The following is a 14,087-nucleotide window of genomic DNA, read 5'->3' as shown; positions in this document are numbered from 1 at the left end:
AAGTACCAACAGCAACTAATCCTGAAAAAATTAAAGCTTGGTATAATGGCTATAGTTTTGGTGGGGAGATCATTTATAATCCATGGTCGATTATGCAATGTTTGGCTCATAAAGGCAAGCTTGATCATTATTGGCTTGATAGTGGGGGGACGGCTCTTGTTGATAAAGCATTATTGTCAGATGGAATGCAACAAGATACTCAGCTACTCGCTAGTGGCAAAAATATTATCTCCCCTATTACCAGACAAATTAGTTTCAGTGATATTAACACACGGTCAGGGCTATTTAGTCTATTACTATTTAGTGGTTATTTAAACCCAATGGTAATCGAGTCAGAAGAGGATATTTATCAATTATCCGCTCCTAATAAAGAGGTAAAACACATATATAATGCAAGATTATTGCAGTGGGTGAGCAACAAGTTACAAATGGATAGTTCTTTATATTATTCTTTTGCTAGTTTGCTGCCGGCAGGTAAAATAGAAGAATTTAAAGAAAGGCTGCAAGAATTATTACTAAACGCTACTAGTTTTCATCAAACTGGCGAGAAAAAAGCCGAGCTATTTTATAGTGGCTTTATGCTAGGTTTAATTAACACGTTATCTCTTGGCTATATAATAGACAGTGAAAGAGAAACCGGTAGCGGTAGGGCGGACATTGTGCTACTACCCAAGATAGGTAAAGGTGACAATGCTATTATTATTGAATATAAAATATGTAAATCTCCTGATATTTTAGAATCTGTTGCCAAAGAAGGGTTAGATCAAATCGTGAGAAAAAAATATGAGGCTAAAATAAAAGAACACTCTCATGTTCAGAAAATTATCAAAATTGCTATGGCTTTTTGTGGTAAAGAAGTGGCTCTAGAATATCAGATTGATAAAATTTAATTGCCTTTTCCTCTAATATTGATATAGTCAATTCAGGAGAATTTGGGGCTAGAAACGATGGAGCGATGCCTATAAGTAATAGGCGAGTGACGACGTTACCAATTTCTCATCAATTGACTATAGTATTTACAATCTTTGGGCTAGGTAGCAAAGTGGTAATGCCGTGGACTGCAAATCCTCAATGCGTCGGTTCGATTCCGACCCTGGCCTCCACAAAAAATATACTAATATGATGGGGTTTATTGAGCAATTCCTAGAAATGATGATAGCTGAGCGTGGAGTAGCTAATAATTCGAAGCTTAGCTACCAATGCGATCTGTTAGATTTTCAAAAATTTTTATTACAAAATAAATTATCAGAACTAAATATTAAAGCTGAAAATATTAGAGATTGGGTAGAATATTTAGCAGAAAATGGCTTGCAAGCAAGATCGATCAATCGGAAGATATCAACTATAAAAAACTATTATGAATTTTTAATTAGTGAAAAACATACCAATTATAACCCTACTTTGATGGTAGATTTACCAAAATACCAAACTAAACTTCCTGCTACATTATCGATTGATCAAATCAAAACTTTACTTTTATATTGCGAACAAGATAAAGATACTGATTCCATACGCCTAAAAGCAATGATTCATTTATTGTATGCAAGTGGATTACGCGTTTCTGAGCTTGTCAGTATCAAGCTAACTGATATTTTAGCAAATCAAATGTTGCAAGATAAAATGTCGCAAAATATTAAAAAGATATTTTCTATAACTGGTAAGGGCAATAAAGAAAGAATGGTGATCATTAATGAACAGGCTGCCCTCAGTTTGCTAGATTATTTAACTATTCGCAGTAACTTTATCAGCAAAAAACATTTAAAAAGTCAAATTTACTTATTTTGCTCTTCTGCCGCTAGTGGTCATATGACTAGACAGAATTTTGCAATTCTGTTAAAACAAGCAGCTATTAAGGCTGGGTTAAATCCAGATAATATCTCACCTCACACTTTACGTCACAGTTTTGCTAGCCATTTGCTAGAAGGTGGTGCAGATCTTAGGGTGATTCAAGAACTACTTGGACATGCTGATATTAGCACTACCCAAATATATACCCATATCCAAACAAAGCATTTAAAACTTGCCTTAGATCGCCATCCGCTAAAATCAGCTATAATCAAATGACTTATATATTTCCAAAATTTTTATAACTAAGTATACTGCTCCCATTTGTCTAGGAGGCAGTATACAGGTTTAGCTATAAGGTTAATAATCATATGCAGATGCATTTGGTACATCGCCAGAAGGTTTTACATCTTCCGGGAAGAGCTGTTGAAAAAGTTCTTCCTTATCGTTCTCATTATCTACAAAACTATTCCAAATTTGCCATTTTTCATCTTCATTTAATTTATCTTCTGCACTTATTGGTGGGGTATCAGCACCAGCAATGGCTGAACAGGCATTTTCAGGGGCGTCATTAACATCTGGATAGAGCGTTACTGTTTCAGGGGTGTTAAACTCTGGATAGAGTAGCACAAAAATTGAAGCAGCATGAGTAGTATCTTTACATTGATTAAAAATCAACTCTCTTTCCTTGTCATTTGCTTTTTGGATTACGTCCATATATAACTCTAGTAAGTCTTCTGGATTAAACCCATTTGCTAAAATTTTAGTAATATTTGAGATATGGTGTAACTCATCTCCTTTTGCTCCTAGTCCTTTCATATGCAATGCACCTAGTAGGAATTTTACTTTATCATTATACGTTGCAGGTACATCAGGATTTGTGGCTTTATTTAAATAATCATTTTTTAATATATTCCTCGGGTCAGAAAGTGCAGCATGAACTTCTAAGAAAGAATAATTTTGTGGAAACTCTAAAACTTGTACTAAATCTTAAGGTAATAACATAAATAACTCCTTTAATTATTTGTTGAGATTTTAGTAATTAGTTAACAAAAATTAGCTAATCGTAACAAACGATACTATATTTGTTTTTTTCAGAGTGTCAAGTATTCTTATATTAAATTGCTGAAGAGATGCTTGATATTTTATTACTTTTATAGTAACATATTACGTAGATATCTATAAATTATACTGATCAGTTTATGTCAAATACTAATTGTTATGATAAGGCAACTCGTAGAGATTTTATAACCTTAACTGCTAGCAGTATGGTTGTGGTTGGAGCAGCATGTGCTACCTATCCTCTTGTTAGTTCATTTAACCCTTCAGCAGATGTTCTTGCCCTATCTTCAATAGAAGTGGATTTATCTCATATCCAACCAGGGCAAACTGTTACTGTTAAATGGCAAGGCAAGCCGGTTTTTATTACTAATAGAACTCCAGAAAAAATCGCTGAAGCAAGAAATGTAAATCTCGCCGAGCTAATGGATCCTGAGCTTGACCAAGATAGAGTTAAATCTGGGCATGATAAATGGTTGGTGACTATAGGCATTTGCACACATTTGGGTTGCGTACCACTTGCAAACCAAGGCGATTATGACGGTTGGTTTTGCCCATGCCATGGCTCTCAGTATGATTCATCTGGTCGAGTACGCAAAGGACCAGCTCCTTTAAATTTGGCTGTTCCACCATATGAATTTATTTCCGATACAAAAATTAAAATCGGATAATTATTTATGAATGAAAGTAATTATCCTGAAGAATCCAATCCAAACAAATCCAATCCGATCATAGAATGGATCGACTACCGACTCCCTATTTTCTCGTTCTTTAAACATCTAGGCGAATACCGAACACCCAAAAATTTGAGTTACCTATGGAATTTAGGGTCAATAGCTGGTATTGCCTTAGTAATTCAGATAATCACTGGCATTATTTTGGCTATGCATTATACCCCTCACGTCGATTACGCCTTCGAGAGTGTTGAAAAAATTATGCGTAACGTCAATTATGGCTGGCTAATACGTTATATACACTCAGTTGGGGCATCAATGTTTTTTGTTGTCGTTTATTTACATATCTGTAGAGGGTTATATTATGGCTCGTACAAAAAACCTAGAGAGTTATTATGGCATATAGGCATAATAATTTTTCTTATCATGATGGCTACTGCCTTTATGGGATATGTGCTGCCTTGGGGACAAATGAGCTACTGGGGAGCAACTGTAATCACCAATTTATTTTCAGCTATACCTGTCATTGGCAAATCGATAGTTACCTGGCTTTGGGGAGGTTTTTCAGTTGATAACCCTACACTTAACAGATTCTTTGCTTTACATTATTTATTGCCTTTTATTATAGTAGCTTTAGTCTTACTTCATTTAGTAGCCCTACATGTTCATGGTTCAAATAACCCCAAGGGTATCGATGTTAAATCCCCTAAAGATACTATTCCTTTCCATCCATATTATACTGTAAAAGATTTTGTTGGATTTGGTGTTTATTTTCTAATATTTGCTTTTTTTGTCTTTTTCAAACCAAATTATTTAGGACATCCTGACAATTACGTACCAGCTAATCCTTTGGTTACGCCAACTCATATAGTTCCAGAATGGTATTTTTTGCCATTTTATGCTATTTTACGGGCAGTACCGTCAAAGCTAGGTGGGGTAATATTAATGTTTTCTAGTATTTTGTTATTATTTATTTTACCTTGGCTTGACAGCTCAAAAGTTAGAAGTGCCAATTATCGACCAATGTTCCGTATAGCTTTTTGGCTGTTCATAGCTGATTGTTTGGTACTTGGATATCTTGGAGGAAAACCAGCCGAAGCCCCTTATATTACCTTAAGTAGATTTGCTGCTACTTACTATTTCTTTCATTTTTTCGTTGCAGTACCACTAATTAGCAAGTATGAGAAAACTTTGCCATTACCGGATTCTATATGAAAGATAATAAAATTACCTCTTATATCAAATTTTACCTGTGTTTGTTAATTTTGTTAGTATCCAATACTATCACTGCCAACGAAGCATTACCTACAAAAAAGATTGCTTGGTCATTTGACGGAATTTTTGCTAGCGTTGATAGAAAAGCTGCCCAACGTGGCTTTCAAGTCTATAAAGAAGTATGTAGTGTGTGTCATGGTCTTTATAATTTATATTATCGTAATCTTAAAGATATAGGATTTTCAGATGAAGAAATTAAAGAAATAGCCAAAAATTATACGGTGCAAGATGGCCCCAATGATGCAGGAGAAATGTTTGAAAGACCAGCTCTACCATCTGATCCATTTGTTCGCCCCTATCCTAACGAACAAGCAGCAAGAGCAGCCAATAACGGGGCAGACCCACCTGATTTATCATTGATCATTAAAGCAAGACCTGATGGGGCAAATTATGTATATTCTATACTTACTGGTTATACTAATCCTCCTGAGAGTTTTAAATTAATGCCAGGATTAAGTTACAATCCATATTTTCCGCATAGTCAAATTGCCATGCCAGCTCCACTGACAGATGGACAAGTACAATATATAGACGGAACAAATTCATCGGTAGAACAAATGGCTATGGATGTTACCGTATTTTTACAATGGGCTGCTGAACCTGAAATGGAAAACCGTAAATCTATGGGTTTGAAGGTAATGATATTTTTAGTAATTTTTACAATTTTCTTTTATATTTCTAAAAATAGAATTTGGCAAAATGTCAAGTAACTTAATTACAAACCAGCAATTATAAATTCAAAATGTAAATGACAGTAATATTGTTCTAATTACAACTTATAGATATCAATTTGGAGTAATATTTTTTTATCATTGTATAATGTTTATCCTATGCCAATATATAATTAATGTGTCTCCTATATGTACAAATTTATAGATTTATTTTGTGGTATTGGTGGTTTTCGTATAGCTCTTGAAGAAAAAGGGATGGAGTGTGTTTTTTCATCAGATATTGATAAAGATGTGCAAGAAACTTATAAAAGGAATTTTGGAGAAAAGCCCATGGGTGATATTTCTGAGATTCCTGAGCAAAAAATACCAAAACATGATATTTTATGTGCCGGTTTTCCTTGTCAACCTTTTAGTATCTCGGGTAAACAAAATGGTCTACATGATATAAATGGTAAATTATTTTATGAAATAATTAGAATTGCACAATATCATAAACCATTAATATTATTGCTTGAGAATGTTAAAAATATTATGAATATTGATAATGGTAATGTTATTAAAACGATAGATATAAAACTTGATGAAATAGGATATAAGTACCCTACAATTTTTATTCTATAAGTATTAAGCAACATAAAAACGTCATTGCGAGGAGGCGTGAGCCTACGAAGCAATCCATATAGCCTTGATGTATCTATACTAATTCTCATGGATTGCTTCGTCGCTACTAAAGTAGCTCCTCGCAATGACGCTTAGCAGTCAGCTTTTTTACTCATCCTAATACTACAGTTGTAGTTTAGATGTGAGCATTCACGATTTTTTTGCTATTTTTTTGTGATGAATAAAAAAACCTGATCACCAAGAGTCATTGCGAGGAGACCGTAAGGTCAACGAAGCAATCCATTTCTAATCACTTTCCTGGATTGCTTCGTCGGTCTGGCAACCTCCTCGCAATGACATCTTATACTTTAACCTTTTTTCCGTGAACACTCACATTCAATCTACAACTGTAGTACTAAGGAAATAAATAAAAAATTGTAAGGTATGATCGCAATGACACAAGCTATTTTCTATATGACTTTTAAATGCCATGTGTAAGGTAAGTAGTAAGAAACTATAGGAGATAATGTTTTTCCTTAGCAAGTTAGGCAGAGCTATAACTTGATAGCAACGGAATGACAATCAAAGAAAGAGCTGTTTTTAAAGATTTGATAAACAATCAGTTAAAGGTAGTGACAGCGAAAGTCGAACTTAGGCAAATATTACAAAAGTAATACTTGCTATATTAAGTCTTTAAAGGAGGTAATCCAGCCGCAGGTTCCCCTACGGCTACCTTGTTACGACTTCACCCCAGTCGCTAATTTTACCGTGGTTGGCTGCCTCTTACGTTAGCTCACCACCTTCAGGTAAAACCAACTCCCATGGCGTGACGGGCAGTGTGTACAAGGCCCGAGAACGTATTCACCGCGGCATGCTGATCCGCGATTACTAGCGATTCCAACTTCATGTTCTCGAGTTGCAGAGAACAATCCGAACTGAGATATCTTTTAGGGATTTGCTCCACGTTACCGTATTGCTTCCCTCTGTGGATACCATTGTAGCACGCGTGTAGCCCAACCCATAAGGGCCATGATGACTTGACATCGTCCCCACCTTCCTCCGGCTTATCACCGGCAGTTTCCTTATAGTTCCCGGCATTACCCGCTGGCAAATAAGAATGAGGGTTGCGCTCGTTGCGGGACTTAACCCAACATCTCACGACACGAGCTGACGACAGCCATGCAACACCTGTGTGTGGTCCAGCCGAACTGAAGGGATGCATCTCTGCTTCCCGCGACCACCATGTCAAGGGTTGGTAAGGTTTTTCGCGTAACATCGAATTAAACCGCATGCTCCACCGCTTGTGCGAGCCCCCGTCAATTCCTTTGAGTTTTAATCTTGCGACCGTACTCCCCAGGCGGAGTGCTTAATGCGTTAGCTACGAAACCGAAAGAATTTCTCCCGATATCTAGCACTCATCGTTTACGGCGTGGACTACCAGGGTATCTAATCCTGTTTGCTCCCCACGCTTTCGTGCATCAGCGTCAGTTGTAGCCTAGATGACCGCCTTCGCCACCGGTGTTCCTCCTAATATCTAAGAATTTCACCTCTACACTAGGAATTCCATCATCCCCTACTACACTCTAGATTAGTAGTTTTGAAAGCAGTTCCGAGGTTAAGCCTCGGGCTTTCACTTCCAACTTACTAAACCGCCTACGCACTCTTTACGCCCAGTAATTCCGAACAACGCTAGCCCCCTCCGTCTTACCGCGGCTGCTGGCACGGAGTTAGCCGGGGCTTTCTTGGTCAGGTACCGTCATTATCTTCCCTGCTGAAAAGGGCTTTACAACCCTAAGGCCTTCGTCACCCACTCGGTATTGCTGGATCAGGCTTTCGCCCATTGTCCAATATTCCCCACTGCTGCCTCCCGTAGGAGTCTGGGCCGTGTCTCAGTCCCAGTGTGGCTGATCATCCTCTCAGACCAGCTACAGATCGTTGGCTTGGTAGGCCATTACCCTACCAACTACCTAATCTGACGCGGGCTCATCCATCAGCGATAAATCTTTCCTCCGAAGAGAATATACGGTATTAGCATTTATTTCTAAATGTTATTCCGTACTGATGGGCAGATTCCCACGTGTTACTCACCCGTCTGCTACTAACTAATTTAGAGCAAGCCCTAAATTAATCCGTTCAACTTGCATGTGTTAAGCATACCGAAAGCGTTCGTTCTGAGCCAGGATCAAACTCTCAAGTTTGATTCTGTCTACTTTTTATTAAAAAAATTGACAGGTTTAATTTATCACTTTAAGTGATAAGTACATTTTGCTGTCACTACCTATATCTGATTATTTACTTTTAAAAACAGCTTACGAGTTGATGAGTAATCATCTTTTCGTGTGGTAATCATATGCAAAATCTACTATGCTGTCAACTGCTATTTTGATTTTTTTTTACAATAACCTTCTAATTTTTAAGATTAAACCTTTTACCCATAGCATATTGTTTTAATAAATTCTTAATCGGCTCTATATTATCAATAGCTTTAAGCCCTAAACGTCTTAGGTACCATAAGGGTTTTGAATGATTTGAGAAAATACTATTTAGACTCTCAGTAATCATATACATATTACAATTATCATTTTGTCTTAATTTTTGATATCGTTCTAGTACTACTGCATTTGTACCGCTACTTGCAACTAATCCAGTTAAAGTTTCAATATCTTTGATGCCCTGATTTAAGCCTTGACCAGCTAGCGGATGAATTACGTGTGCACTATCTGCCACTACTACTATTTTATTATGAAAATATTTACTAGTTACACGAGCTTTTAAAGGAAAAGAACTAGTATCACTATCCACCACAATAGCTCCTAGAGAATTGCCACAATTTCTACTTACCAAATACTCAAACTCTTCACTCGGCAAACTGGTCAATAACGCCGCCTGCTCTTGGCTGGTAGTCCATACTATCGATGAGGTTTTTTGATCCTTGAGAGGCAAAATGGCAAAAGGACCAGATGGCATAAAATGTTCAATAGCACAATTTTCATGATTTTTCTCATGCCTAATATTAAATGTCAAGGCAGTTTGATTATATGATTTTTCTATTTTATTGAAGAAATAATATTGACGGGCTTTAGAATTATGCCCATCACAAACAATCAATAAGTCACTATTTATAGTTTTCTGATTATCTAAATAGATGATCGAATGATCAACTTTACTATCGATCTTTTGATAACCACACTGATCAATTATGTTGATTAATGAGTTTTTTTTAACATTTTCTAGTAATATTTGCTTAAATTCACTGTTTTTTACTATATAACCTAATGCATCATTACCTTTGATATTTGGCAAACACAACATTTCTGGTGCCTTATTATCCACAACATAAATTTCCAGCATTTTGCCAGCTATTGGCTCAATCTCAGACCACAAACGAATAGCTTCTAGGAATCGTGAAGAAGCAGGAGTTAAGGCAGTAGTCCTGATATCAGCACAAAAGCTATAGTCAATTGATGAGAAGTTGGTGACGTCGTTGCTCAATGCTCGCCTATTACTTATAGGCGTCGCTCCATCGTTCCTGCTACCCAATTCTCCTGAATTAACTATACTAGAGTTTATTGATTGACACTCAAGGATCGTAGTTTTAATATTCTTCCTGGCAAATGATAATGCCGTAAGCATACCACTTAAACCACAACCTAATATTACTATTTCTTTTTTCATTACATTACGTTATTAGACTGACCAATAAAATACTTTAAATATGCTCCGCTTGCTATAAAGCTTAACAGAAAATAAATCAAAGCAATATCTAAATAACAATTATTCATTTTAAATGACCCAAGGAAACAAATGAATAAAGTCATTATACTAGTTAAACTATTCAGCACTAAGAGTTTTACAAAAATATTTCTATTTTTAAGCAATAAATAAATCATTAAAACAACAAATAAAATATTAACGATTAAATAAAAATTTATCATAGACCTAATTAAAATTAATTAAAAATGGATTGCCACGCTCACATATGTTCGCTCGCAATGACATGTACGACCTCAAACGTCATGGCTCAGAGCTACTTTAGTGGCATTGATGCAATCCAGAAAAATGATTAAAATAGATTGCTACACTCACATACATTCGCTCGCAATGACGTGTATACGCCTCAAACGTCATTGCGAGGAGTGCGGAAACCGCACGACGAAGCAATCCAGATTTATTATAATTTTTGGATTGCTTCGTCGACCTTACGGTCTCCTCGCAATGACGGTTTCTCAATTATTGTTTTCTTAAACTGACGCTTATGTGCCTACACGGGAATGACAAGAGGAAGCGGGAGTAACAACTTACAATTGCTTCGTCAACCTACGATCCTCCTCGCTAATAGACATTGACTATAAAGTATTTCTATATTTATGGTGCCGATAGAGGGAATCGAACCTCCGACCTACGCGTTACGAATGCGTCGCTCTGCCAACTGAGCTATACCGGCGAGATGTTTATAAACTTGCGTTAGTTTAACATTTTTGACCATTCTGGGTCAGAAGCATCTTGAGGGGTGATAACTTCTCTTTCATTATAACCGGTTAAATCAATGGAATATATACGATTTCTCCCAGCTACTTTGTTTCTAGGAGGCCAACCTTTAGCAAACATAATTATCCTACCATTGGTTGACCAGCAAGGACTTTCAACCAGATACCCGCTAGTTATAATTCTTTCACTATTTTCCTCACCATTAGCAAGAGCTTTCATCACCCCAATGGTAAACCCCTCTCTAGAAATCTTAGTAAAAGCTATATAATCCCCTCTAGGCGACCAACTTGGTGCAGCATAAACCCCTCCTCCAAAACTGATACGTTCAACATTTGAACCATCAGAATTCATAATATATAATTGCCTTGATCCACTTCGATCAGAGTTAAAAACTATTTTACTACCATCCGGTGAATAGCTAGGAGAAGTATTAATACCAATACCATTGGTCAATTGTTTAGTCACCATACTATTCAAATCAGTTTCAAAAATATGGGTAGCTCCATTTCTTGCCATTGACATTATAGCCTTATCCCCCTGGGGTGAAAATCTTGGAGCAAAGGACATACCAGGGAAATTACCAACCAATTTTTCTTTACCCGTTTTAAGATCACGAATGTAAACATGTGGCTTTTGCTTTCGTGCATACGATAAATACATAATCTTATCTGCTTGCGGCGAAAATCTTGGAGTAAGAACTAGATTTTTACCATCTGACAGATATTTGTGATTAGCACCATCATGATCCATCATAGCTATTTTCTTTACTCGCTTTAGATAAGGTCCACTCTCTGACACATATACTATTCTCGTATCAAAATAACCTGAATCGCCAGTAATTTTCTCGTAAATTTTATCAGCTATTTTATGTGCCACCCTACGCCATAAATTTGCTGGCACTTCAAAAACCTCACCTATAAGATCTTTTTCTAAACTTACATCCCATAATATAAAACTAACCTTTAGCTTGCCAGAAGATAGTTTGATAACTTCACCATTAATTAGCAGATTTGCATTAATTTGTCGCCAAGCAGCAAAAAGAGGCTTATGTTTTATTCCTAGAGTCTGTTCTATAAAAGAAGCAGTAGAAATAGGACGAAACATACCAGAACTTTTTAGGTCATTAGATACTACGCTAATTATATCAGCACCAATTACACTATTGCCACTATTATCTGCATCAAATTTATTGATGGCTATCGGCATTGGATCAACATGTCCACGCTCTATAACTATAGTTTCTATTGCATAGCTATTAAAGTTAGCAACTACTAATAGTATAACAAATAAATACTTGATCACTAATCCCACCTAGATCATTTTTTAACAAATTATATCAATTTTTTTATTAGCTATATTTTATTAGCTACACTATAGCAGATAAATTGTAAAACACTAAGTATTAGAATGTAAAAAATAATAAATTTTATGAAAATAATGAAGAGATGCTTATACCTTGTTATCGACAGCAAGAATACTAATATTTGACATTCATAAATGATCAAGATACAATCAACATATGTGGCATAAAATGTTATATTATGCACAAATCGCTAGCATGGATATTATGGAAGTTATACGTACAAAATTAGGGGATGGTGGCAGAGTCATTATTCCATCAATCTTTCGTCACAATCTTAATCTAATGGCAGGAGATGACATTATATTACATATGAAGGATGAGACAATTTATATTACCACTCCTAATCAAGCTTTATCCAAACTACAAACAAAGGTGAGAAACCATATTAATGCCACTAATCAAAATGTTTCCCTTGTTGATGAGCTAATAGCCATGAGACGTTTAGAGGCAAAGCGTGAATAATAATATTATACTTGATGCTTCCGCATTACTCGCTCTCATCCAAGAAGAACAAGGGGCAGAGATAATAAAACCTTTATTAAAGTTTTCTGTCATGTCGACTGTCAATATTGCCGAATCTTTAACAGCATTACAGCGTTTCGGTATTTCACCACAAAAATCACTAACTTTGATTAGCGATATTATTACTCTAATTGTTCCATTTGATCTTGAACAAGCTGGGTATGTAGCCGAACTACAATCACATGTTCAGCACAAAGGTTTATCTTTAGGCGATTGTGCTTGTATTGCTTTAGGTATCAAATTACAAATACCCATATACACTGCTGATAGGGTTTGGACTCAACTACAATTAAATAATGCAGATATTAAATTAATTCGCTGAATTCCTACAAAAATATATCCAGACAAGTTGTAACTGGACATTAAATTAACTTATCTTCTATTCTTTCTAACTGCCAAAAGAATATTTAGTTATTGGAGTATAAAACACCACTTAATTAATTATCTCCGACAATCAATTAGTCAGATTAGCTATAATTTCGAAAGAAATCCAATGTTAAAAAAATACTGAAAAGATAAAATATTGAATAGGCAAATAATTTCTTAGCCTGTTTATTATCTTTATCACGAAACAAAGAAACAGCATAATATAGAAAAATTAGACCTAATATAAATGCCGTAAGCAAATATAAATGATTACTTATTCCTAAGCAAAATGGCATAAATGTAGTAATAAACATAATTATACTATAGGCAAGAATTTGCTTCTTAGTATAATAATCTCCCTTTACTACCGGCATCATCGGAACATCACAATTTTTGTAGTCTTCTGAACGAAAAATTGCCAATGCCCAAGAATGCGGTGGTGTCCAGGTTAAAATAATCATAAATAAAGAAAAAGAGCCAAGAGAAATCTCATTAGTCACCGTTGCCCAACCAATCATAGGCGGTAATGCACCCGCCACCCCACCAATAACTATATTTTGCATGGTTGAACGTTTTAGCCACATAGTATAAATGAAGACATAATATAATATGGTTATTAATAACAATAAAGCCGATAGCAGATTAACACAAAGACCCATCAGAAAAACTGAGAAGAAGGCAACAACCACACCAAAAGCTAAAGCGTCCCGTGGTTCTATAACCCCGGTGACTAGAGGTCTATTTTGCGTACGTTTCATTATGGCATCAATATCTCTATCATACCACATATTAATAGCTGCACTACTACCAGCTCCAAGCGTAATACAGAGCATAGCAATGCACGCTATAAATGGATGAATTACGCCTGAAGCAAGCCATAGACCAGAAAAGCTGGTAAATACCACAAGTGCCATCACTCTAGGTTTCATCAGCATAATATAGTCCATAACCGAGCTATTATAGTCAATTGATGAGAAGTTGGTGACGTCCTTACTCATGCTCGCCCATTACTTATAGGCGTCGCCCCATCGTTCCTAGCACCAAATTCCCCTGAATTGACTATACCGGACTCTAAACTGAAGGGGGGGATTAATATTTTACTCATAACAACCTTGATACTCTGTGAACAAAATTATAGTCAATTGATGAGAAATTGGTAACGTCGTCGCTCAATACTCACCTATTACTTCATAGGCGTCGCTCCATCGCATAAGCGTCAGTTTAAGAAAATAAAGTAGAAAAGTCGTCATTGCGAGACCACGCAAGTAGGTCGTGGCAATCCAT

13 protein-coding genes, 2 tRNA genes and 1 rRNA gene are annotated in these 14,087 nt (G+C 36.1%); 9 read left to right on the top strand and 7 right to left on the bottom strand.

The genetic code is table 11. The annotated features are described in order from the left end of the window. The 3 genes from RiCNE_RS03375 to RiCNE_RS03365 all read left to right on the top strand — a co-directional run. The coding region (locus RiCNE_RS03375) for a PD-(D/E)XK nuclease domain-containing protein (protein ID WP_192866925.1) at positions 1 to 890 on the top strand (890 nt) is incomplete at its 5' end. 138 nt (positions 891 to 1,028) lie between these two features. Then, positions 1,029 to 1,103 (top strand) — tRNA-Cys (locus tag RiCNE_RS03370). A 19-nt stretch (positions 1,104 to 1,122) separates the two neighbouring features. Further along, the gene (locus RiCNE_RS03365; protein WP_094649209.1) at positions 1,123 to 2,064 is read left to right on the top strand and encodes a site-specific tyrosine recombinase XerD; all 942 of its coding nucleotides are present in this window, start codon (positions 1,123 to 1,125) and stop codon (positions 2,062 to 2,064) included. Positions 2,065 to 2,145: 81 nt separating this feature from the next. Here the strand turns inward: RiCNE_RS03365 and RiCNE_RS03360 are convergent, their stop codons facing one another. Then, positions 2,146 to 2,604 (bottom strand): hypothetical protein, encoded by a 459-nt coding sequence (locus RiCNE_RS03360; RefSeq protein WP_094649208.1) that lies wholly within the window; start codon positions 2,602 to 2,604, stop codon positions 2,146 to 2,148. Between the two features lie 383 nt (positions 2,605 to 2,987). Between RiCNE_RS03360 and petA the strand changes: the two genes are divergently transcribed. The 4 genes from petA (at position 2,988) to RiCNE_RS03340 (ending at position 6,085) form a co-directional block, all read left to right on the top strand. Further along, positions 2,988 to 3,515, top strand: coding sequence for a ubiquinol-cytochrome c reductase iron-sulfur subunit (gene petA, locus RiCNE_RS03355; protein ID WP_094649207.1), 528 nt, complete (start codon positions 2,988 to 2,990; stop codon positions 3,513 to 3,515). Positions 3,516 to 3,521: 6 nt separating this feature from the next. Then, positions 3,522 to 4,733 (top strand): cytochrome b, encoded by a 1,212-nt coding sequence (locus RiCNE_RS03350; protein WP_094649206.1) that lies wholly within the window; start codon positions 3,522 to 3,524, stop codon positions 4,731 to 4,733. Next, complete coding sequence (locus tag RiCNE_RS03345) at positions 4,730 to 5,503, top strand: cytochrome c1 (RefSeq protein ID WP_094649205.1); 774 nt, start codon at positions 4,730 to 4,732, stop codon at positions 5,501 to 5,503. Before RiCNE_RS03350 ends, RiCNE_RS03345 begins: the two co-directional genes overlap by 4 nt. A gap of 150 nt (positions 5,504 to 5,653) precedes the next feature. Further along, complete coding sequence (locus tag RiCNE_RS03340; protein WP_094649204.1) at positions 5,654 to 6,085, top strand: DNA cytosine methyltransferase; 432 nt, start codon at positions 5,654 to 5,656, stop codon at positions 6,083 to 6,085. Between the two features lie 674 nt (positions 6,086 to 6,759). Here the strand turns inward: RiCNE_RS03340 and RiCNE_RS03335 are convergent. The 5 genes from RiCNE_RS03335 to tolB form a co-directional block, all read right to left on the bottom strand. Next, positions 6,760 to 8,262: ribosomal RNA gene (locus tag RiCNE_RS03335) — 16S ribosomal RNA — on the bottom strand. A gap of 208 nt (positions 8,263 to 8,470) precedes the next feature. After that, positions 8,471 to 9,739: an FAD-dependent monooxygenase gene (locus RiCNE_RS03330; RefSeq protein WP_094649203.1), complete on the bottom strand. Its 1,269-nt coding sequence runs from the start codon at positions 9,737 to 9,739 to the stop codon at positions 8,471 to 8,473. After that, positions 9,739 to 9,999, bottom strand: coding sequence for a monovalent cation/H+ antiporter complex subunit F (locus RiCNE_RS03325; RefSeq protein WP_094649202.1), 261 nt, complete (start codon positions 9,997 to 9,999; stop codon positions 9,739 to 9,741). Before RiCNE_RS03325 ends, RiCNE_RS03330 begins: the two co-directional genes overlap by 1 nt. Positions 10,000 to 10,432: 433 nt before the next feature. Next, positions 10,433 to 10,508 (bottom strand) — tRNA-Thr (locus RiCNE_RS03320). Positions 10,509 to 10,528: 20 nt separating this feature from the next. Beyond that, a complete protein-coding gene (gene tolB, locus RiCNE_RS03315; protein ID WP_094649201.1) occupies positions 10,529 to 11,854 on the bottom strand; it encodes a Tol-Pal system beta propeller repeat protein TolB in 1,326 nt (441 codons plus the stop codon). A 217-nt stretch (positions 11,855 to 12,071) separates the two neighbouring features. Between tolB and RiCNE_RS08005 the strand changes: the two genes are divergently transcribed. Beyond that, positions 12,072 to 12,377 (top strand): hypothetical protein, encoded by a 306-nt coding sequence (locus RiCNE_RS08005; protein WP_239832650.1) that lies wholly within the window; start codon positions 12,072 to 12,074, stop codon positions 12,375 to 12,377. Next, the gene (locus RiCNE_RS03305; RefSeq protein ID WP_094649200.1) at positions 12,370 to 12,759 is read left to right on the top strand and encodes a type II toxin-antitoxin system VapC family toxin; all 390 of its coding nucleotides are present in this window, start codon (positions 12,370 to 12,372) and stop codon (positions 12,757 to 12,759) included. Before RiCNE_RS08005 ends, RiCNE_RS03305 begins: the two co-directional genes overlap by 8 nt. Positions 12,760 to 12,904: 145 nt before the next feature. Here RiCNE_RS03305 and cyoE read toward each other — a convergent pair whose 3' ends face one another. Further along, positions 12,905 to 13,801 (bottom strand): heme o synthase, encoded by an 897-nt coding sequence (gene cyoE, locus RiCNE_RS03300; RefSeq protein WP_094649199.1) that lies wholly within the window; start codon positions 13,799 to 13,801, stop codon positions 12,905 to 12,907. Positions 13,802 to 14,087 lie beyond the last annotated feature (286 nt).

Source organism: Rickettsia endosymbiont of Culicoides newsteadi, from assembly GCF_002259525.1.
Lineage (GTDB): Bacteria > Pseudomonadota > Alphaproteobacteria > Rickettsiales > Rickettsiaceae > Tisiphia.
The sequence above is the reverse complement of the archived record's forward strand: the minus strand, read 5'-3'. Positions and strand labels throughout refer to the sequence as shown.

Excerpts from the sequence above, each read along its gene's own strand:
- RiCNE_RS03360 (WP_094649208.1), bottom strand. The coding sequence starts at position 2,604 with ATGAAAGGACTAGGAGCAAAAGGAGATGAGTTACACCATATCTCAAAT.
- RiCNE_RS03365 (WP_094649209.1), top strand. The coding sequence starts at position 1,123 with ATGGGGTTTATTGAGCAATTCCTAGAAATGATGATAGCTGAGCGTGGA.
- cyoE (WP_094649199.1), bottom strand. The coding sequence starts at position 13,801 with ATGAGTAAGGACGTCACCAACTTCTCATCAATTGACTATAATAGCTCG.
- RiCNE_RS03325 (WP_094649202.1), bottom strand. The coding sequence starts at position 9,999 with ATGATAAATTTTTATTTAATCGTTAATATTTTATTTGTTGTTTTAATG.
- RiCNE_RS03350 (WP_094649206.1), top strand. The coding sequence starts at position 3,522 with ATGAATGAAAGTAATTATCCTGAAGAATCCAATCCAAACAAATCCAAT.
- RiCNE_RS03340 (WP_094649204.1), top strand. The coding sequence starts at position 5,654 with ATGTACAAATTTATAGATTTATTTTGTGGTATTGGTGGTTTTCGTATA.
- petA (WP_094649207.1), top strand. The coding sequence starts at position 2,988 with ATGTCAAATACTAATTGTTATGATAAGGCAACTCGTAGAGATTTTATA.
- RiCNE_RS03330 (WP_094649203.1), bottom strand. The coding sequence starts at position 9,739 with ATGAAAAAAGAAATAGTAATATTAGGTTGTGGTTTAAGTGGTATGCTT.
- RiCNE_RS03345 (WP_094649205.1), top strand. The coding sequence starts at position 4,730 with ATGAAAGATAATAAAATTACCTCTTATATCAAATTTTACCTGTGTTTG.
- RiCNE_RS08005 (WP_239832650.1), top strand. The coding sequence starts at position 12,072 with ATGTGGCATAAAATGTTATATTATGCACAAATCGCTAGCATGGATATT.